Here is a 19828-nt window from a genome sequence, read left to right on the forward strand (position 1 = left end):
CATTCATGGAGATGCAGTGGAAAATAGGAAACGTACAGATTGATAATCCGTTTGTTCTTGCACCAATGGCAGGTGTCACAGACCTGCCATTTCGAACGCTCTGTAAAGAGCAGGGGGCCGGACTGATCTGTATGGAAATGATCAGTGCAAAAGCGATTTCTTTTCACAATAAGAACACCATTGCCCTGATGGAGATTGATCCATGTGAACACCCGGTTTCCATGCAGCTTTTTGGCAGTGAACCGGATCTTATGGCAGAGGTTGCGAAATCCATTGAGGACAGAGATTTCGATATCCTGGACATCAATATGGGATGCCCTGTGCCGAAGGTTGTCAATAACGGTGAGGGATCTGCATTATTGAAGAACCCGAATCTGATTGAAGAGATCGTTCGAAAAGTATCATCTGCAATCAGTAAACCGTTGACTGTCAAGGTGCGAATCGGATTTGAGAATGAACCGGTAGATATTGTTGAAATCGCGAAACGTATTGAGGATGCGGGAGCAGCAGCACTTGCAGTGCATGGGCGCACCAGACAGCAGTACTATTCCGGCACTGCAGACTGGGATACGATCCGCAGGGTAAAAGAAGCGATTACCATTCCTGTAATTGGAAACGGAGATGTAGATTCTCCGCTGAAAGCAGAAGCACTGGTAAAACAGACCGGATGTGATGCTGTTATGGTGGGACGTGCAGTAAGGGGAAATCCCTGGTTGTTCCGCGAACTGAACCATTATTTCCGGACAGGAGAACTGTTGGAACGCCCGTCTGTAGAGGAAATACGTGAAATGATCCTGCGTCATGCCAGAAAACAGATTGAATTAAAAGGGGAATTCGTAGGAATCCGTGAGATGCGTAAACACGTTGCCTGGTATACTGCAGGCATGCGTCACAGCGCAGGGCTCAGAAGAGAGTCAAACACCATAGAAAGTTATGAAGCTCTGGAGGCGCTTTTATCAAGATTAGCATAAAAGTTAAAACCATGTGAAATGAGAAATATAAACAATAGCAAAGGCGCTCGGAATGCTTGACAATCCGGGTGCTTTTTTGTATAATACAGAAATTGTGAATATCCTAGAATAAGTCTGCCCTTTTTCAGGTATGATGTATCAGGAAGCACATAAATCCATGTAGTGATCCGGGGCGAAAAGAAACGCAGAAGACTATACCGGATGTTGAAAGGGAGTAAGGTTATTATGGAAGAAAAGAAAAACTTACTAACTTATGCAGGACTTAAAAAATTAGAAGAAGAGCTGCATGATTTAAAGGTAGTAAAGAGAAAAGAAGTAGCAGAGAAAATTAAGGAAGCCAGAGAACAGGGCGACTTATCTGAGAATGCGGAATACGATGCAGCGAAAGACGAACAGAGAGACATTGAAGCACGTATCGAAGAAATCGAGAAGATCTTAAAGAATGCTGAAGTTGTTGTAGAGGACGAAGTAGATCTGGACAAGATCAGCGTTGGATGTAAGGTTAAAGTACACGATTTTGAATTCGAAGAAGACATCGAGCTGAAGATCGTAGGTTCCACAGAGGCTAACAGCCTTGAAGGCAAAATCTCCAACGAATCTCCCGTAGGAAAAGCACTTATCGGTGCGCATACAGGTGATGTAGTAGAAGTAGAGATGCCGGCAGGAATCATGAAATACAAAGTTCTGGAGATCCAGAGAAACGTATAAGAGACAGATGACTGAGGTGCGCGTAGAGATTTATCATGCAAAGGCATAACGCGCACCTTTCTCTGACTATATAAGCAGATAATAAGAAGACAATAAGAAGTTTGTTATTTCTTATTTTTGTCTGTATATCTGATAAATTGATATTTGAAAATACAGGATTCTGTTGAATGGAATCTTCTGTTACATCTGATATCACATGGAAATGTAGAATAAATGTAACTATTCAGTAGTCTACTATCCCGCGAGGTGTTTTGGCACGTAAGTACCAAAATCCCGAGACATACAAGCCAAAATGCCATCACCGCAGGTGATTTTTAATGCATTTTGGCTCGTAACTGTGAAGGTACTGAACAGTTACGAACAAATAATAATTATACAAGTATATAAGGAGGAACCAAGGTGGCACAGCAGAAGCAGGAACAGGATTTAAACCAGTTACTGAAGGTACGTCGCGATAAACTGGCAGATCTTCAGGCTAATGGAAAAGACCCATTTCAGATCACAAAGTTTAATCAGACTCATCACTCAATGGAAGTGAAGAGTCTTTATGAAGCACATGAGGCAGAACTTCTCAAAGATCGTGCAGAAGTAGATGTAACAGGTCTTGATGAAGAACAGGCAAAGGAAGCTGTTAAGAAAGATTACGAAGAGAGAAGAGAAATCATGGACGCAAGCCCGATCCACGTAGCGATCGCAGGCCGTATGATGTTCAAGAGAGTTATGGGTAAGGCTTCTTTCTGCAATATCCAGGATTTACAGGGAAATATTCAGGTATATGTAGCAAGAGATGCGATCGGAGCAGATTCTTATGCAGATTTTAAGAAATCCGATATCGGTGATATCTTCGGACTGGAAGGTTTTGCATTCAGAACAAGAACAGGTGAGATTTCTATCCATGCAGAAAGCATGACTCTTCTTTCCAAGAGCTTACAGATTCTTCCTGAGAAATTCCATGGACTGACAGATACAGATATGCGTTATCGTCAGAGATATGTAGACCTTATCATGAATCAGGACAGCAAGAACGTATTTATCAAACGTTCCCAGATTCTGAAAGAAATCCGTAACTTCCTTGCAGACCGTGACTTCATGGAAGTGGAAACTCCGATGCTGGTTGCAAATGCAGGCGGTGCTGCAGCAAGACCGTTTGAAACTCATTATAATGCACTGAACGAAGATGTTAAGCTTCGTATTTCTCTTGAGCTTTATCTGAAGAGACTGATTGTTGGTGGTCTTGAGAGAGTTTATGAGATCGGACGTGTATTCCGTAATGAAGGTGTAGATACCCGTCATAATCCGGAGTTTACTCTGATGGAGCTTTATCAGGCATATACAGATTATGAAGGCATGATGGAACTGACTGAGTCTATGTTCCGTTATCTGGCAGAGAAGGTTTGTGGTTCTGCGAAGATTTCCTACAATGGTATCGAGATCGACCTCAGCAAACCTTTTGAACGTCTGACCATGAATGATGCGATCAAGAAATATGCAGGAATTGACTTTGATGAAGTTGCAGATGATGAAGCAGCTAAGAAGCTTGCAGATGAGCATCATATTGAATATGAAGAACGTCATAAGAAGGGTGATATCATCAACCTGTTCTTCGAGGAATACTGTGAAAAAGAACTGATCCAGCCAACATTTATCATGGATCATCCGATCGAGATTTCTCCGCTGACAAAGAAGAAACCTTCTGATCCGAATAAGGTAGAGCGTTTCGAGCTGTTCATTAATACATGGGAAATGTGTAACGCATATTCCGAGCTCAATGACCCGATTGACCAGAGAGAGCGTTTCAAAGCACAGGATGCTCTTGCTGACGCAGGAGATGAGGAAGCGAACCACACAGATGAAGACTTCCTGAATGCACTGGAGATCGGTATGCCGCCTACAGGTGGTATCGGATACGGAATCGATCGTCTGGTTATGCTGCTTACAGACAGCCAGGCAATCCGTGACGTACTGCTGTTCCCGACAATGAAGTCCCAGGGCGCTGCTAAGAACGAAGCAAACAACGTTGCGCAGGCTAAAACAGTTTCAGAAAAGCCAGTTGAGAAGATTGATTTTTCAAAGGTAGAAATCGAACCATTGTTCAAAGATGAGGTAGATTTTGAGACTTTCAGCAAGTCCGATTTCCGTGCAGTAAAGGTAAAAGAGTGTGTCGCAGTGCCGAAGTCAAAGAAACTTTTACAGTTTACTCTGGATGATGGAACAGGCGTAGAACGTACCATTTTAAGCGGTATTCACGCATTCTACGAACCAGAAGAACTGGTAGGTAAGACACTTATAGCTATCACAAATCTGCCACCTAGAGCAATGATGGGAATTGAATCTTGTGGAATGTTACTTAGTGCAATCCATGAAGAAGAGGGCGAAGAAAAACTTCATCTTCTGATGGTAGATGACCATATTCCGGCTGGTGCAAAATTATATTAATATCAGGACACTTCGCTTTTAGTGAAATACTAAAGGCGGAGTGTTATTTATATTATAGGAAATTACTCTGTAATGTTCCTATAACATAAATAACACTCCGGGCAGGATCGCACTGCGATGGAGAGTAATGATACTGCTTCAGGTATGCCATATATGGCATATATAAGGCACAAAAAGGAATATGTCAATATCCCCCTGCAGGGCTTACTGATGTCAGAATTGTCTGATATCATAAAAGCCAGTTACCAATAAAGAAAAAGCGAGGGAACATGAAATGAAAAAGGGTTTATTGACAATGGCCGGAGTGCTTCTGACTGTATCACTGGTCAGTGCCGGAACAACAGTGCCTGTACTGGCAGAGGAAGAAACAACACTGGTATACGGAAGCGGAGATTATACCAGGATCAATCCTGCTATGGATGAACATGGAGAGATCAATATTCTGATCTTCAACGGTTTAACTGCACATGACGGAGATAATCAGGTAGTTCCGGGACTGGCAGAGAGCTGGGATTTTGATGATGAAACCAATACTTATACATTCCATATGGCAGAAGATGCCAAGTGGCAGGACGGCGAACCTGTGACAGCAGAGGATGTTAAATTTACTATCGAAGCGATCATGGATCCGGAAAACGGTTCTGAGAATGCACCCAACTACGAGGACGTAGAGGAAATCAATGTGATTGATGATCATACGGTTGCGTTCAAGCTTGAGGACAAAAACGTTGCATTCCTTGACTATATGACAATGGCAGTTCTTCCTAAGCATTTGCTTGAGGGAGAAGATATGCAGACCTCTGATTTCTTCCGTAATCCGGTAGGAACAGGTCCATACAAGATCGAATCCTGGGATGAGGGACAGGCGATCACACTGGTTAAGAACGAAGACTATTTTAAGGGTGAGCCTTCCATTGATAAAGTTGTATTCAAGATCGTACCGGATGACAATGCGAAAGCACTTCAGTTAAAATCCGGAGAACTTGATCTGGCGTTATTAACACCAAAGGATGCAGCTGCTTTTGCAGATGATGAGGCATATACATGCTACGATATGAAGACTTCTGACTATCGTGGAATCATGTTTAACTTTGGAAATGAATACTGGCAGAAAAACCGTGATCTGATCCCGGCAGTATGCTATGGACTTGACCGTCAGGCGATCATCGACGCAGTTCTCCTTGGACAGGGAATGCCGGCTTATGGACCTCTTCAGAGAAATATCTACAATTATGAAGATGTAGAGCATTATGATTACAATCCTGAAAAAGCAAAAGAAATTCTGGAAGCTGCAGGATGCGAGATGGGTGATGACGGATTCTATTATCGTGACGGCGAAAAAGTGGGATTTGTAATCAGCGTAAGTGCAGGAGATCAGGTACGTATTGATATGGCTCAGATCGCAGCACAGGAACTGAAAGAGATCGGCATGGATGTATCAGTAGAGATCCCTGCACAGACAGACTGGGCAGGACAGATGGCATTCCTGATCGGATGGGGAAGCCCATTTGACGCTGACGACCATACATACAAAGTATTCGGAACAGATAAGGGAGCAAACTACTCCGGCTATTCTAATGCAGACGTTGACAAGTATCTGACAGAAGCAAGACAGTCAGCTGATCCGGAAGTTCGTGCAGAAGCCTATGCTAATTTCCAGAAAGCTCTGGCAGAGGATCCGGCTTATGCAATGATCTGCTATATTGATGCCAACTATGTTGCTGACAGCAATATTAAAGGAATCGATCCTGATACAATTATGGGACATCATGGAGTTGGAATCTTCTGGAATGTAGCAGACTGGACTATTGAATAATAAAATGATATCAGGGTCAAAAGGTCAAAAAGCCATTCATGCTTGCACCATAAGACCTTTGACTCTAACATCATAAAAAAGATAAAGGTTGTGACGGGGGCACTAAAGGTGCCCCCCTTTTTACACGAGCGGAAAAAGGATTAAAAATGGAACATTTATTAGAGGTTAAAAATCTTTCAGTCAGCATTGACGGTCCTGCCGGAGAAGTCCAGGCAGTAAGAGATGTGTCTTTTTCATTAAAAAGGGGAGAGGTGCTGGCTATAGTTGGAGAATCCGGATGCGGGAAGAGTGTGCTTTGCAAAAGTATCATGAAGCTTTTGCCGCCAAGTGCAAAGATTAAAGAGGGCAGCATCTGTGTGAACGGACAGGATATCACCTGTTACAGGGAAAGGGAGATGCAGAAACTGCGTGGAAGAGTTTTTGCTATGATCTTTCAGGATCCTATGACATCCCTGAATCCAACTATTAAAATTGGAAAACAGATTGGGGAAGCAGTGGTGATCCACAATAAGAATTACACGAAGGAACAGGTAAATAAGAAGGTTCTGGAGCTTATGGAACTGGTAGGTATCTCCCATCCAAAGGAACGATATCATCAGTATCCCTGGCAGTTCTCCGGAGGAATGCGTCAGAGATGTGTTATGGCCATTGCTCTGGCAGCAGATCCGGATATTTTATTTGCAGATGAACCAACTACTGCATTGGATGTGACCATACAGGCACAGATCCTGGATCTTCTGCGGGAAATACAGATGAAGCTTGGAACAGCTACCATACTGGTATCCCATGATCTGGGAGTGGTTGCACGTGTGGCAGACAGAGTAGCAGTCATGTATGCAGGCAAGATCGTAGAGATCGGTACAGTAGAGGAAGTGTATTATGATCCCAGACATCCATATACATGGGGGCTGATGAGATCACTGCCTGCATTTGCAAATGGAAAAGAAAGCCTGTACACTATCCCCGGCATGCCTCCTGCTTTGATAGATCCGCCGAAAGGTGATGCTTTTGCATGTAGAAACGAATATGCCCTGAATATTGATTATGAAGAAATGCCGCCTATGTTTAAGATAACAGATACTCATTATGCGGCAACCTGGCTGCTGGATCCAAGAGCACCGCAGATCAAATCACCTGTGGGAGGAATCGTCCATGAGTAAAGAAATTTTATTGGATGTCAGGCATCTGACTCAGCAGTTTCATCTGACAAAAAAGATCAAGGTAAAGGCTGTAGATGATGTCTCATTTCAGATCCATAAAGGTGAGATCTTTGGTCTGGTAGGGGAATCTGGTTCAGGAAAGTCCACAGTTGCCAGATGTCTGATGAATATATATCAGCCGGCTCAGGGAGAAATCTGGTATAAAGATGTAAATATCTGCGACAAAAAGGAATTCAAAAAGCATAAAAAAATGCTGCAGACCCGCCGCCAGATGATATTTCAGGATTCCGCATCCAGTCTGAACCAGAAAATGAAGGTGTCAGATATTATTACGGAACCAATGAGAATCCAGCATATCACACCTCCGAGAGGAAGCTTTGTGAAGGAAGCTGCTTTTCAGATGGAATATGTAGGACTTGAGAACAGTTTCCTGGACCGTTATCCATCTGAATTATCAGGGGGACAGAGACAGCGAGTGGCCATAGCCAGATCTCTGTGTATGGAACCGGAATTTCTGGTGGCTGATGAACCGATAGCTTCCCTGGATGTGTCCATACAGGCACAGATCGTCAATCTGTTCCGTCATCTGCAGGAGGAGCATGGATTTACATTTCTGTTTATAGCTCATGACCTGGCTATGGTTGAGTATCTCTGTGACCGTGTGGGAGTTATGTATCATGGAAAACTGGTAGAACTGGCGCCATCAGAAGAATTGTATTCCAATCCGGTGCATCCTTATACAAAAACATTGCTGTCTGCAATTCCTGTTCCTGACCCGATCAGGGAGAGAAAAAGAGTTCTGCAGTACTATGATGGCGAAGGAATGGAAAACAGCGTGTGGACAGAAGTGTCACCCGGACATTTTGCAATGCTTCCGGCTGAAGGAAAGGGGTGCAGTATATAATGAGACAAAAAAAGTTAGTCTACTATGGTAAAAAATGCCTGATATTCCTGATCTCAGTATTTATATTGTCTGTAGCTGTATTTTATGTAGCCCGTCTTGCACCGGGAGATCCGCTGATCTCCTATTATGGTGACCGTACAGAGAAGATGAGTCCGGAAGAACGTGAATGGGCTATGGGAAAACTGGGATTGAACGAACCGATTTCTGTGCAGTATGTGAAGTGGGTAAAAAATGCCTTTCATGGAGAATTTGGAATTTCATTTAAATATAAACAGGATGTGGTAGAAGTGATCGGCGGCCGTATTGGCAATACACTTGTACTTGGAGGAATCGGATTTATCATTATGTTTGCCGGAGCCTTGCTCCTGGGAATCCTGTGTGCCTGGTACGAAAACCGGCTGGCAGACCGGATCCTGTGTAAGCTGGGAACCATATCCAGTTGTATTCCTGAGTTTTGGATGGCTCTGGTCCTGATCCTTGTTTTTTCCGTAAATCTTAAGATCCTGCCAAGCAGTGGAGCTTACAGTACAGGAAATGCAGGAGATATCGGTGACAGAGTGCTGCATCTGATCATGCCTCTGACCATCGTGGTCATGGAGCATTTATGGTATTATGCTTACATGATCCGAAATAAGATCCTTGAAGAGGTTCGCGCAGATTATGTACTTTTGGCAAAGGCAAAAGGCCTGGATAAGAAAAAGCTTATGTTCAGACATTGTGTCCGAAATGTAATGCCTGCTTATCTGAGTATTATGGCCATTGCAGTCCCCCATGTACTTGGAGGAACCTATGTGGTAGAAAGTGTATTCTCTTATCCCGGAATCGGAGCTCTGTCCTATGAGAGTGCCAGATATCATGATTACAATCTGCTGATGCTGCTTTGTATGATGTCAGGAATCCTGGTTATTTTCTGTAATATCGTCAGTCAGACTATTAATGAACAGATAGATCCCCGTATGAAGGATGAAGTAATAACCGAGAAATCGGAGGTAGTAGAAGGATGACCAATCATTTATTTGAACTGGCAGGAAACAGAAAGACAGAAACCGTAATTCCCAAATCAAAGAAAAAGTGGTATCAGGGAAAACCCGTTGTTTCAGCAGCAATCCTGATTCTTATCGTACTGGGCTGCCTGTGTGCGGAACTGATCATGACAAAGGATCCTGCTTATATGGATCTGTTAAACTATAATAAAGCTCCTGACAGGGAGTTCCTTTTTGGAACAGATACTATGGGAAGGGATATTTTTTCCATGATTTGGTATGGAGGAAGAATCTCGATCTTGATCGGTGGATTAGCCACAGTTATTTCTACTTTTATTGCAGTGGTAGTCGGTGCCTTCAGTGGAGTGGCACCTGCCTGGCTTGATGAACTGATCATGAGATTTACAGAAATATTCTTAAGTATACCAACTCTGCTCCTGATCATTTTGCTGCAGGCTATTATGGGAGATGCAAATATCCTGAGTCTGTCCTTTGTGATCGGTGTGACCAGCTGGACCAGTATTGCGAAAGTAGTACGCACAGAGGTACGGCAGATACGAAACAGTGAGTATATCATCGCTGCAAGATGTATGGGAGCGGGATTCTTCCGTATTTTGTGGAAGCATCTGGTGCCGAACTTTTTCTCATCCATTATGTTTATGGTAGTCATGAATGTAAGAACTGCAATGATCTCTGAAGCTACTTTAAGCTTTATGGGCATTGGACTTCCCATAGAGGTTATCACATGGGGAAGTATGCTGTCTCTGTCAGATAAGGCATTAATGACAGGTTCCTGGTGGATCATTCTGATCCCCGGACTTTTCCTGATCACCACAGTGCTCTGCCTGACCAATATAGGAAACGCCTGCAGAGAGCGGACAAACAGAAAAGAAAGTAATTTTTAAAATTTGATTGAAATCTCGCTGTCTTGTTGCTGATTTGTCTGATTTATGATATTATGGAAATATCTTAAAAAATCTAAAAAATAAGGCAGGAGTGGTCAAAATGTATCAGGAAGAATACAAACGTTGGTTGGCAGCAGATCTGCAGGATGCGGATCTTAATCCGGAATTATCCAAAATCGAAGGAAATGACGAAGAGATCAAAGATCGTTTCGCAGTAGCGCTGAAATTCGGAACTGCCGGACTTCGCGGAGTACTTGGAGCCGGAACCAACCGTATGAATATTTATGTAGTTCGCCAGGCAACACAGGGACTTGCGAACTGGGTAAAAACACAGGGCGGTAATCAGACAGTAGCCATCAGCTATGACAGCCGTCTTAAGAGTGATGTATTTGCAAAAACAGCAGCAGGCGTACTGGCGGCAAATGATATCAATGTCAGAATTTATGACGCACTGATGCCTGTACCTGCACTTTCCTTTGCAACACGTTACTATGAATGCAATGCAGGTATTATGGTAACAGCATCCCACAACCCGGCTAAGTACAACGGATACAAAGCATACGGTCCTGACGGATGCCAGATGACAGACGATGCAGCTGCCATTGTATATGAAGAGATCCAGAAAACAGACGTACTTACAGGTGCGAAATATATGTCCTTCGCAGAAGGCGTAGAACAGGGAAAGATTCGTTTTGTAGGAGATGACTGCAAGCAGGCTCTCTATGAAGCTATCGAATCCCGTCAGGTTCGTCCGGGTCTCTGCAAGACAGCAGGACTGAAACTGGTTTACAGCCCGTTAAACGGATCAGGACTTGTACCTGTAACTCAGGTATTAAAAGATATCGGAATCACAGATATCACAATCGTTCCGGAACAGGAATATCCGAACGGATACTTCACAACCTGCAGCTATCCGAACCCGGAAATCTTTGCAGCTCTGGAGCTTGGATTAAATCTCGCAAAAGAAACAGGTGCAGACTTAATGCTTGCAACTGATCCGGATGCAGACCGTGTTGGTATCGCAATGAAATGCCCGGATGGTTCCTATGAACTGGTAACAGGTAATGAGGTAGGTGTACTCCTTCTTGACTATATCTGTGCAGGCCGCATTGAAAAAGGCACAATGCCAAAGAACCCGGTAGCAGTGAAATCCATTGTTTCCACACCACTTGCAGATGCAGTGGCAGAGCACTATGGAGTAGAACTCAGAAGCGTACTTACAGGATTCAAGTGGATCGGCGATCAGATCGCACAGCTTGAAGCAGCAGATGAAGTAGACAGATTTATCTTCGGATTTGAAGAGAGCTACGGATACCTTGCAGGACCATATGTACGTGACAAGGATGCTGTTATCGGATCTATGCTGATCTGTGAAATGGCTGCATATTACAGAAGTATAGGAAGTTCCCTGAAACAGAGAATGGAAGAGATCTATGCACAGTACGGACGTTACCTGAATAAAGTAGACAGCTTCGAATTCCCGGGATTAAGCGGAATGGATAAGATGTCAGCTCTGATGCAGGGACTTCGTGACAAACCTCTCACAGAGATCGCAGGTCATACTATAGTAAAAGTAACAGATTACCAGAAACCGGAAGAAACAGGACTTCCTGCAGCAAACGTACTGATCTACAAGCTGGATAACGGCGAGACAGTAGTTGTCCGCCCATCCGGAACAGAACCAAAGATCAAAATCTATTACACAACTCTCGGCAAGAATCTGGAAGAGGCAGAAGCTGAGAAAGAAAAGCTTGCAGAAGCATTAAAACCGATTATGGCATAAGCAATTGTAAGCAGAACTGAATAAAATATACCAAACCGGAAAGGCTGTGCTCATTGGAGGTGCAGTCTTTCTTTTTGTAACCCGCAGGGGCCTTACTGTTACTGTGAACGGAGTGAACAGTAACGACTTACTTGATTCGGTTAAATAGGATTGATATAATTAACACTCTTTGCTACAATAAAAAACAGCGAAAATAAGAATAAGACTGCTTATGAATGAAAGGAAAACATACTATGGAAGAATATGAAGTAATCAGCATTCCGGTATCTGACGGAACAGAACGGGATTTTGCAATCATGGATACCTTTGAATTTGAAGGACAGGGATATCTGGCAGTTTCTCTGATCGAAGGAGATGAGATCCAGGAAGGCGTTTACATTTACCGTTACCACAATGCAGAAGATGGAGATGTTGTGGTAGAGCAGATCACTTTGCCTGCAGAATACAAAAGGGTGACAAAATTTTACGAACAGATGTAAGCAAAAAAATATCTCGAAAAGAACCTGCATCTTGTGATAAAATAAAAAAGAAAATCAAATTTTGATCAATAAAAACAGGAGGAAAAACGATGGAAAAATCAACCGTTTATTTTACTGATTTCAGATGTCCGGTTGGCACCAGCCAGCTTGATAAATTGAAGAAACTCTGCGTTACAGCCGGAATCAAAGACATTGATATGGATGGAAAATTCGTGGCTATTAAAATGCATTTCGGAGAACTTGGCAATCTGGCTTTCCTGCGCCCGAATTACGCAAAAACAGTAGCTGATCTCTGTAAAGAGCAGGGAGGACTTCCGTTCCTCACAGACTGCAACACTCTTTATCCGGGAAGCCGTAAGAATGCACTGGAGCATCTGGAGTGCGCAAATCTCAACGGATTTAACAGCATTTCAACAGGATGCCAGATCATCATCGGTGATGGCTTACGCGGTACAGACGAAGTAGAAGTACCGGTAGTTAACGGTGAATATTGTCAGACTGCACTGATCGGACATGCGATCATGGATGCAGATATTTTTATCAGCTTAAGCCACTTCAAAGGACATGAAGCAACCGGCTTCGGCGGTGCACTGAAGAATATCGGAATGGGATGCGGAAGCCGCGCAGGTAAGATGAAACAGCATGCCAGCGGAAAACCTGCAGTAAATGAAGAACTCTGCCGCGGATGCCGTCGCTGTGCGAAAGAGTGCGGAAGTGATGCGATTACATATCCGAATAAAAAAGCAGTCATTGATTATGATAAATGTAAAGGCTGTGGCCGTTGTATCGGAGCCTGCGGTTTTGATGCAGTATACAATCCAAACAGCAGTGCGAATGAACTTCTTGACCGTAAGATGGCAGAATATGCACAGGCAGTCTGTCATGGCCGTCCGCATTTCCATGTAGCACTTGTTCAGGATATCAGCCCGAACTGTGACTGCCATGGCGAAAATGATGCACCAATCCTTCCTGATATCGGAATGTTTGCAAGCTTTGACCCGGTTGCTCTGGACCAGGCCTGCGCAGATGCCTGTCTGAAAGCAACTCCGATCGAGAACAGCCAGCTTGGAGAACATCTGGCAAAACCTGACTGGCATTGCCACCACGACCATTTCAAAGATTCCAACCCGAACATTGAATGGCAGGCAACACTGGATCAGGCAGAGAAGATTGGTCTGGGAACCAGACAGTATGAACTGAAGATTGTGAAATAATATGTCTATCAGCAGTGGAAAATAAATGCGAAAAAGTAATAAACAAAAAGGACCGGATGAATGAACTATATTGTCTTTGACCTGGAATGGAATCAGAATCCTTCGGGAAAGAAAACACGTAACGACAGGCTTCCATTTGAGATTATCGAGATTGGGGCTGTAAAAGTAAACAGCAAAAAAGAAATAACGGATCATTTTCACCGACTGATCAAACCACAGGTCTATAAATGGATTCATGACAGCATCCATGAGGTAATTCATGTAGATTATAAAGATCTTATGAAAGGAGTGCCCTTTGAGCAGGCAGTCAGGGAATTTATTGACTGGTGCGGAGAAGACTGGTACTTTTTTACCTGGGGAAATCAGGACGTGATGGAACTTCAGAGAAATATGAAGTTCTATGGCCTGCTGGATCTGCTTCCCGGACCTGTTACCTATTATGATGTGCAGAAACTATACAGTATCAGTTATGATGACGGTACACACAGGTGTGCATTGGAGCATGCGATCGATGAGCTGAAAATAGAGAAATCCAGGGGATTTCACCGGGCGCTTGCAGATGCCTGGTATACAGCGAAAGTTCTGGAGAAAATAAATAACATAATCATCATCAATCATCCGTCACTGGATGTTTACCAGAATCCAAAGAAGAAAAAAGACGAGATACATATTTCCTATCCGGATCATGATAAATATGTATCCAGAGAATTTGCCACAAGAGAGCGAATCATGAAAGACCGCGAGGTGACCAGCACCAGATGTCCGGTCTGTCATCTGCCTGCAAAGCGCAAACTCCGATGGTTTATGAATAATCCAAAGGTTTATTACAGCATATCCAATTGTGAAGAACATGGACTGATAAGAGGCAAGATCCGCATCCGAAAAACAGAAGATGAGAAATATTTCGCTGTGAAGACATTGCGTTTCACAGATACAGAAGAAGCGGAAGAACTTCGTGAAAGAAAAGAAGTCCTCCGCCTCAGGCGAAAACTAAAAAGAAGCGTTGAGAAGGAGATCTGAAAGGATCTCCTTTTCATATTGCATTCCATATCCGACCATATGGCCGTCTGAATAATATTTACTTTTAATTCGCTTTGGACCGACAGAATTGTTCAGAAGTTTCTGCTTCTTTACAAGCTGGCTCACATCGGTTCCTGTGGGGACAGTTACGTACACATGCCTCATATAATAGAAGGAACACAGATTATTCCAGTCCTTTAACAGGTGCTTTTCGCATGGGAGAAATACTGCCGGTACCGGATCGGTATCTATATTCAAGTCTACTTTTTCAAAATTGTCGAAGCCGTAATCCAGCAGAGAAGTTGTGTCAGGAAAAGCACCGTTTGTAGAATTCAGCACAACTGCAATGAGAATGGAATTTCCTCTCTTGGCATAGGTGACAAGCGTACTTCCCGCTGCATCGGTGTATCCGGTCTTTCCTCCCAGAACCCCATCGTATGCATAAGACTGTCCGGGCATCATCTTATGGTGATTGAGAAGATAACGGGTTTCAGACTGCTTATTAGTCGGAGGAATCTCATAAACCTGTGTGGTCACAAATTTACGGAATCTGGGATTATACCAGGCTGCCTTTGCAATCTTCATCATATCACCTGCGGTGGTATAATGCGTCTCATCCGGAAGACCATTTGGATTATTAAAATGGGTGTTCTTACAGCCAAGCTGAGCTGCCCTCTGGTTCATCAGTTCAACAAACTTCTTTACAGAACCGCTTGTTTTTTCTGCCAGAGCAAGAGCCATCTCATTGGCGGATTCCAGCATCAGAGCCATCAGGGCCTGCTCTACTGTGAAAACCTCTCCTGTTTCTGCGTAAATGCTGGAGCTTCCGGCCTCAATCCCATAAGCCGCTTCCTGCGACATGGTGATCGTATCGTCCATATTCAGATATTCACAGGCCAGAAGAGCGGTCATGATCTTAGTGATACTGGCGGGATATAGCTTATCTTTGGCATTCTTGGAATAAAGAATAGTATCAGTGACTGCATCCATCAGCACTGCGGACTGTCCCTCGATATTAGGACCGGTGGGCCATCCTTTGACAGAATCGATATCTGAGGCCTGTGAATAGGTTTCTGAATGACCGGCTTCAGGAGTGGCAGAGGTCTCGGCAGCGTAAGTGACTGCAGGCTGGGAGGTCAGAATCCCTGCACAAAGCATTCCGGTGAGGAAACGTTTCATTAATTTATGAAATTTTGTTTTAAACATTTGAAATTACCCTTCATTAAATATACATAGTAGTTGCTTTCCATATCCTAGAGCGTGTCTGAAAAATCATTCCCGCAATCTGCACGCCCCACTTTGCGGTATATTTTGTTCGAATTCGGTTGCACAGGTCTAAAAGCCTCAGCGTAGCCCGCTACGCCTGCGTTTTTAGACCTGCACACTCGAATCCGCATCCTACGCGATTGGTATAGTTATTTACGAAACGATGTACTGGTTCATTGTTTTAAATGACGTTCGGACAAAATATTCTACCTTATTATATCATTAATTACAATGCCTGTGTAAAATTTATATGATAGTATGTTAACAGTGTGTTACTGTTCGGGAGTTTGACAGTAACCAGTGTTATTAAACAGTAACAGGATTACCCTAATATTCAAAAAAATACTTGACACAGTGAATTTTGTGACCTTATAATGAATCCGCATAGTTAAATAAATGATATGTCCACAAAAACGTTGATGGAGAGAGTAACTGCAGGGGAAAGCAGACAGCGAACCGGGGAGGGTGTGAGCCCGGTGGTGAGTAAATGCAGTGAAGATCACTCCGGAGTTGCAGCTCTGAAGGGTGTACAGACAGGTAAGAGCTGACGGAAATCCCCGTTAAAAGATTCATGTATCGGCAGAGGATGCCCGTACAATGTAACAGGTGGTATAGCGAACGTCAATAAACCTTCGTCCTTTTACAAAAGGGCGATTTTTTTATGGGCTTATTTTCGTTCTTAAAGGACACCGGAAATATTTTTCAGCGTATATAAACGTCCTGCATATTTTCAGGTGTCTGATACAAATAATTTAAACAGGAGGTAAATTACTGTGTACCAGAAAGTTGATACGAACTTAAACTTTGTAGACCGTGAAAAAAAAGTAGAAGAATTCTGGAAAGAAAACCATATCTTTGAGAAAAGTATGGAGAACAGAAAAGAGGGAGAAACCTATACATTCTACGACGGACCGCCTACTGCAAACGGTAAACCGCACATCGGCCATGTACTTACCCGCGTTATCAAGGATATGATCCCGAGATACCGTACAATGAAGGGCTACATGGTTCCGCGTAAAGCAGGATGGGATACTCACGGACTTCCGGTAGAGCTGGAAGTAGAGAAGAAACTTGGTCTGGATGGCAAAGAGCAGATCGAAGAATACGGTATGGAGCCATTCATTAAACAGTGTAAGGAAAGCGTCTGGAAATATAAAGGAATGTGGGAGGATTTCTCCTCTACTGTTGGTTTCTGGGCTGATATGGAACATCCATACGTAACTTACTATGACGATTATATTGAATCCGAATGGTGGGCATTAAAAGAAATCTGGAACAAGAAGCTTCTGTATAAAGGCTTCAAGATCGTTCCTTACTGTCCAAGATGCGGTACCCCTCTTTCCGCACAGGAAGTATCCCAGGGATACAAAACTGTAAAAGAGCGCTCCGCAGTTGTAAGATTCAAGGTTGTTGGTGAAGATGCATACTTCCTTGCATGGACAACAACACCATGGACACTTCCGTCCAACGTTGCACTCTGCGTAAACCCGGATGAGACTTACTGCAAAGTAAAGGCAGCAGACGGATATACCTATTATATGGCAGAAGCACTCCTTGACAAAGTCCTTGGCAAACTTGCAAAAGAAGAAGGCGAGAAAGCATATGAAGTTCTGGAAACCTACAAAGGAACAGACCTGGAATACAAAGCATACGAGCCGCTTTTCGCATGTGCAGGAGAGGCAGCAGCAAAACAGAAAAAGAAAGCTCATTTCGTAACCTGTGATAACTACGTTACTATGAGTGATGGTACAGGTATCGTTCACATCGCACCTGCATTCGGTGAAGACGACAGCAGAATCGGACGTAACTATGAACTGCCATTCGTACAGTTCGTAGACGGACAGGGTAACCTGACAAAAGAGACACCATACGCAGGCGTTTTCGTAAAGAAAGCAGATCCTATGGTCCTCACAGATCTGGACAAAGAAGGCAAGCTCTTCGATGCTCCGAAATTCGAGCATGATTATCCACACTGCTGGAGATGTGACACACCACTGATCTACTATGCAAGAGAATCCTGGTTCATCAAGATGACAGCAGTTAAGGATGACCTGATCAGAAATAACAATACAATCAACTGGATCCCTGAGAGCATCGGTAAAGGACGTTTCGGCGACTGGCTTGAAAACGTTCAGGACTGGGGTATCAGCCGTAACCGTTACTGGGGAACTCCACTGAACATCTGGCAGTGTGAATGCGGACATATGCATTCCATCGGAAGCCGTCAGGAGTTATTCGAGATGAGCGGTGATGAGAGAGCCAAGACAGTAGAGCTTCACCGCCCATACATTGATGAGATTACACTGAAGTGTCCGGAGTGCGGTGGAGAAATGCATCGTGTACCGGAGGTTATTGACTGCTGGTTCGACTCAGGAGCAATGCCTTTCGCACAGCATCATTATCCATTTGAAAACAAAGAATTATTTGAGCAGCAGTTCCCTGCAAACTTTATCTCCGAGGCAGTAGACCAGACCCGTGGATGGTTCTACTCACTCCTTGCAGAATCCACACTGCTCTTCAACAAAGCACCATACAAGAACGTAATCGTTCTGGGACATGTCCAGGATGAGAACGGACAGAAGATGAGTAAGTCCAAAGGAAATGCAGTTGATCCATTCGATGCACTGAACAAATACGGCGCAGATGCCATCAGATGGTACTTCTACATCAACAGTGCTCCATGGCTTCCGAACCGTTTCCATGGCAAGGCAGTTGTGGAAGGACAGCGTAAATTCATGAGTACACTGTGGAATACTTACGCATTCTTCGTATTATATGCAGACATCGACAACTTCGACCCGACCAAATATGAACTGAACTATGACCAGCTTCCTGTTATGGACAAATGGCTCCTCAGCAGATTAAACACAACTGTTCAGGCTGTAGACAATGATCTGGCTAACTACAAGATCCCGGAAGCAGCAAGAGCACTTCAGGAATTCGTAGATGAAATGAGTAACTGGTATGTAAGAAGAAGCCGCGAACGTTTCTGGGCAAAGGGAATGGAGCAGGATAAGATCAATGCTTACATGACTCTGTACCATGCACTGGTAACCATCGCCAAGACAGCTGCTCCGATGATCCCGTTCATGACAGAAGACATCTATCAGAACCTGGTAAGAAGCGTGGATAAAGATGCTCCGGAGAGTATCCATCTCTGCGACTTCCCAACTGTAAACGAAGCATGGATCGACAAAGATCTGGAAGCAGACATGAAAGAGCTTCTGGAGATCGTAGTTCTGGGACGTGCCTGCAGAAATACAGCAAACATCAAGAACCGTCAGCCGATCGGAACCATGTATGTAAAAGCTGAGAAGAAAATGAGTGAATTCTACACTGACATCATCGCAGACGAACTGAATGTCAAAGAAGTAAAATTCGCAGATGATGTAGAATCCTTTATCTCCTACAGCTTCAAACCGCAGCTTCGTACAGTAGGACCGAAATACGGTAAACTCCTTGGAGGAATCAGACAGGCTCTCACAGACATCAATGGAACAGCAGCAATGAACGAGTTGAGAACCAACGGTGTCCTGAAACTGGATATCAACGGAAACGATGTAGAGCTTACAGAAGAAGACCTTCTTATTGAAACAGCACAGACAGAGGGTTATGTATCTGAATCTGACGGTGAAACATCCGTAGTCCTGGATACAAACCTGACACCTGAACTGATCGAAGAAGGATTTGTACGTGAGATCATCAGCAAGATCCAGACCATGAGAAAAGAAGCTGGCTTCGAAGTTATGGACAAGATCGTAGTATACGCTCACGGAAACGACAAGATCCAGGATGTCATGAAAACACACGAAGATGAGATCAAGTCAGAAGTACTTGCAGACGAAATGGTACTTGGCGAGACCGATGGTTATGTGAAAGAGTGGAACATCAACAAAGAAGCAGTAACTATGGGTGTTAAGAAACTGTAATTGACAACATTCGGTCAATTACTGACAAGGTAATGATAAGTTACAGGTATTTCACAGGAAATATACTACTTTCGCAATGCACGATAAAAAAATGTTATAAATTTCGGCAATTATACACATGACAGACTGTCGAAAAAAGAGTATCATTATCTTTGACAGTCTGATTTCAGAGAGGAAATTGGAGGCAGAGATTCTTTGCCCCCAATTTCTCTGATATGAGAAAACAGAAGAGTTGACGGAATGAAGAGGTTCAC

Annotated in this window: 15 protein-coding genes and 1 other annotated feature; of the genes, 13 read left to right on the plus strand and 2 right to left on the minus strand. The window is 43.6% G+C overall.

Going from position 1 to position 19828, the window contains the following annotated elements:
- The first annotated feature begins 11 nt into the window (after window positions 1–11).
- The 12 genes from dusB (at window position 12) to LI074_RS07985 (ending at window position 14379) form a co-directional block, all read left to right on the plus strand.
- On the plus strand, window positions 12–971 hold the full coding sequence (gene dusB / locus LI074_RS07930; RefSeq protein ID WP_044951790.1) for a tRNA dihydrouridine synthase DusB: 960 nt from the start codon (window positions 12–14) through the stop codon (window positions 969–971).
- A gap of 225 nt (window positions 972–1196) precedes the next feature.
- On the plus strand, window positions 1197–1679 hold the full coding sequence (gene greA / locus LI074_RS07935; protein ID WP_008707789.1) for a transcription elongation factor GreA: 483 nt from the start codon (window positions 1197–1199) through the stop codon (window positions 1677–1679).
- Window positions 1680–2078: 399 nt separating this feature from the next.
- Window positions 2079–4115, plus strand: coding sequence for a lysine--tRNA ligase (lysS, locus tag LI074_RS07940; RefSeq protein ID WP_008707788.1), 2037 nt, complete (start codon window positions 2079–2081; stop codon window positions 4113–4115).
- A 274-nt stretch (window positions 4116–4389) separates the two neighbouring features.
- Window positions 4390–5931, plus strand: coding sequence for an ABC transporter substrate-binding protein (locus LI074_RS07945; RefSeq protein WP_008707786.1), 1542 nt, complete (start codon window positions 4390–4392; stop codon window positions 5929–5931).
- Window positions 5932–6077: 146 nt separating this feature from the next.
- The gene (locus LI074_RS07950; RefSeq protein WP_008707784.1) at window positions 6078–7091 is read left to right on the plus strand and encodes an ABC transporter ATP-binding protein; all 1014 of its coding nucleotides are present in this window, start codon (window positions 6078–6080) and stop codon (window positions 7089–7091) included.
- Entirely contained in the window at window positions 7084–7995 is a 912-nt protein-coding gene (locus LI074_RS07955; protein ID WP_020993320.1) for an ATP-binding cassette domain-containing protein, read from the plus strand. Before LI074_RS07950 ends, LI074_RS07955 begins: the two co-directional genes overlap by 8 nt.
- Complete coding sequence (locus LI074_RS07960; RefSeq protein ID WP_008707781.1) at window positions 7995–8999, plus strand: ABC transporter permease; 1005 nt, start codon at window positions 7995–7997, stop codon at window positions 8997–8999. Before LI074_RS07955 ends, LI074_RS07960 begins: the two co-directional genes overlap by 1 nt.
- Entirely contained in the window at window positions 8996–9883 is an 888-nt protein-coding gene (locus LI074_RS07965) for an ABC transporter permease (RefSeq protein ID WP_008707779.1), read from the plus strand. The genes LI074_RS07960 and LI074_RS07965 overlap by 4 nt, the downstream gene beginning before the upstream one ends.
- 100 nt (window positions 9884–9983) lie before the next feature.
- Entirely contained in the window at window positions 9984–11666 is a 1683-nt protein-coding gene (locus tag LI074_RS07970) for a phospho-sugar mutase (RefSeq protein ID WP_008707777.1), read from the plus strand.
- A 233-nt stretch (window positions 11667–11899) separates the two neighbouring features.
- Window positions 11900–12145, plus strand: coding sequence for a DUF1292 domain-containing protein (locus LI074_RS07975; RefSeq protein WP_020993319.1), 246 nt, complete (start codon window positions 11900–11902; stop codon window positions 12143–12145).
- An 89-nt stretch (window positions 12146–12234) separates the two neighbouring features.
- Window positions 12235–13359: a DUF362 domain-containing protein gene (locus LI074_RS07980; RefSeq protein WP_008707773.1), complete on the plus strand. Its 1125-nt coding sequence runs from the start codon at window positions 12235–12237 to the stop codon at window positions 13357–13359.
- Window positions 13360–13419: 60 nt separating this feature from the next.
- Entirely contained in the window at window positions 13420–14379 is a 960-nt protein-coding gene (locus tag LI074_RS07985) for a 3'-5' exonuclease (RefSeq protein WP_008707772.1), read from the plus strand.
- Here LI074_RS07985 and LI074_RS07990 read toward each other — a convergent pair.
- Both LI074_RS07990 and LI074_RS18160 read right to left on the minus strand, forming a co-directional pair.
- Window positions 14350–15585 (minus strand): D-alanyl-D-alanine carboxypeptidase family protein, encoded by a 1236-nt coding sequence (locus LI074_RS07990; RefSeq protein ID WP_026649906.1) that lies wholly within the window; start codon window positions 15583–15585, stop codon window positions 14350–14352. The two genes, LI074_RS07985 and LI074_RS07990, sit on opposite strands and share 30 nt — an antisense overlap.
- 16 nt (window positions 15586–15601) lie before the next feature.
- Window positions 15602–15727 (minus strand): DUF6783 domain-containing protein, encoded by a 126-nt coding sequence (locus tag LI074_RS18160; RefSeq protein WP_420314199.1) that lies wholly within the window; start codon window positions 15725–15727, stop codon window positions 15602–15604.
- Between the two features lie 325 nt (window positions 15728–16052).
- Window positions 16053–16288 (plus strand) — a binding site (T-box leader).
- A 130-nt stretch (window positions 16289–16418) separates the two neighbouring features.
- Here LI074_RS18160 and ileS point away from each other — a divergent pair.
- Window positions 16419–19574, plus strand: coding sequence for an isoleucine--tRNA ligase (gene ileS, locus LI074_RS07995; protein ID WP_173706408.1), 3156 nt, complete (start codon window positions 16419–16421; stop codon window positions 19572–19574).
- The last annotated feature ends 254 nt before the right edge of the window (window positions 19575–19828 follow it).

The organism is Blautia sp. MSK18_10 (genome assembly GCF_020553185.1).
Taxonomy (GTDB): Bacteria; Bacillota; Clostridia; order Lachnospirales; family Lachnospiraceae; genus Blautia_A; species Blautia_A wexlerae.

Bases quoted from the DNA above. Each gene is read 5' to 3' on its own strand.
- dusB (WP_044951790.1), top strand. From the start codon at position 12: ATGCAGTGGAAAATAGGAAACGTACAGATTGATAATCCGTTTGTTCTT.
- greA (WP_008707789.1), top strand. From the start codon at position 1,197: ATGGAAGAAAAGAAAAACTTACTAACTTATGCAGGACTTAAAAAATTA.
- LI074_RS07945 (WP_008707786.1), top strand. From the start codon at position 4,390: ATGAAAAAGGGTTTATTGACAATGGCCGGAGTGCTTCTGACTGTATCA.
- LI074_RS07950 (WP_008707784.1), top strand. From the start codon at position 6,078: ATGGAACATTTATTAGAGGTTAAAAATCTTTCAGTCAGCATTGACGGT.
- LI074_RS07955 (WP_020993320.1), top strand. From the start codon at position 7,084: ATGAGTAAAGAAATTTTATTGGATGTCAGGCATCTGACTCAGCAGTTT.
- LI074_RS07960 (WP_008707781.1), top strand. From the start codon at position 7,995: ATGAGACAAAAAAAGTTAGTCTACTATGGTAAAAAATGCCTGATATTC.
- LI074_RS07965 (WP_008707779.1), top strand. From the start codon at position 8,996: ATGACCAATCATTTATTTGAACTGGCAGGAAACAGAAAGACAGAAACC.
- LI074_RS07970 (WP_008707777.1), top strand. From the start codon at position 9,984: ATGTATCAGGAAGAATACAAACGTTGGTTGGCAGCAGATCTGCAGGAT.
- LI074_RS07975 (WP_020993319.1), top strand. From the start codon at position 11,900: ATGGAAGAATATGAAGTAATCAGCATTCCGGTATCTGACGGAACAGAA.
- LI074_RS07980 (WP_008707773.1), top strand. From the start codon at position 12,235: ATGGAAAAATCAACCGTTTATTTTACTGATTTCAGATGTCCGGTTGGC.
- LI074_RS07985 (WP_008707772.1), top strand. From the start codon at position 13,420: ATGAACTATATTGTCTTTGACCTGGAATGGAATCAGAATCCTTCGGGA.
- LI074_RS07990 (WP_026649906.1), bottom strand. From the start codon at position 15,585: ATGTTTAAAACAAAATTTCATAAATTAATGAAACGTTTCCTCACCGGA.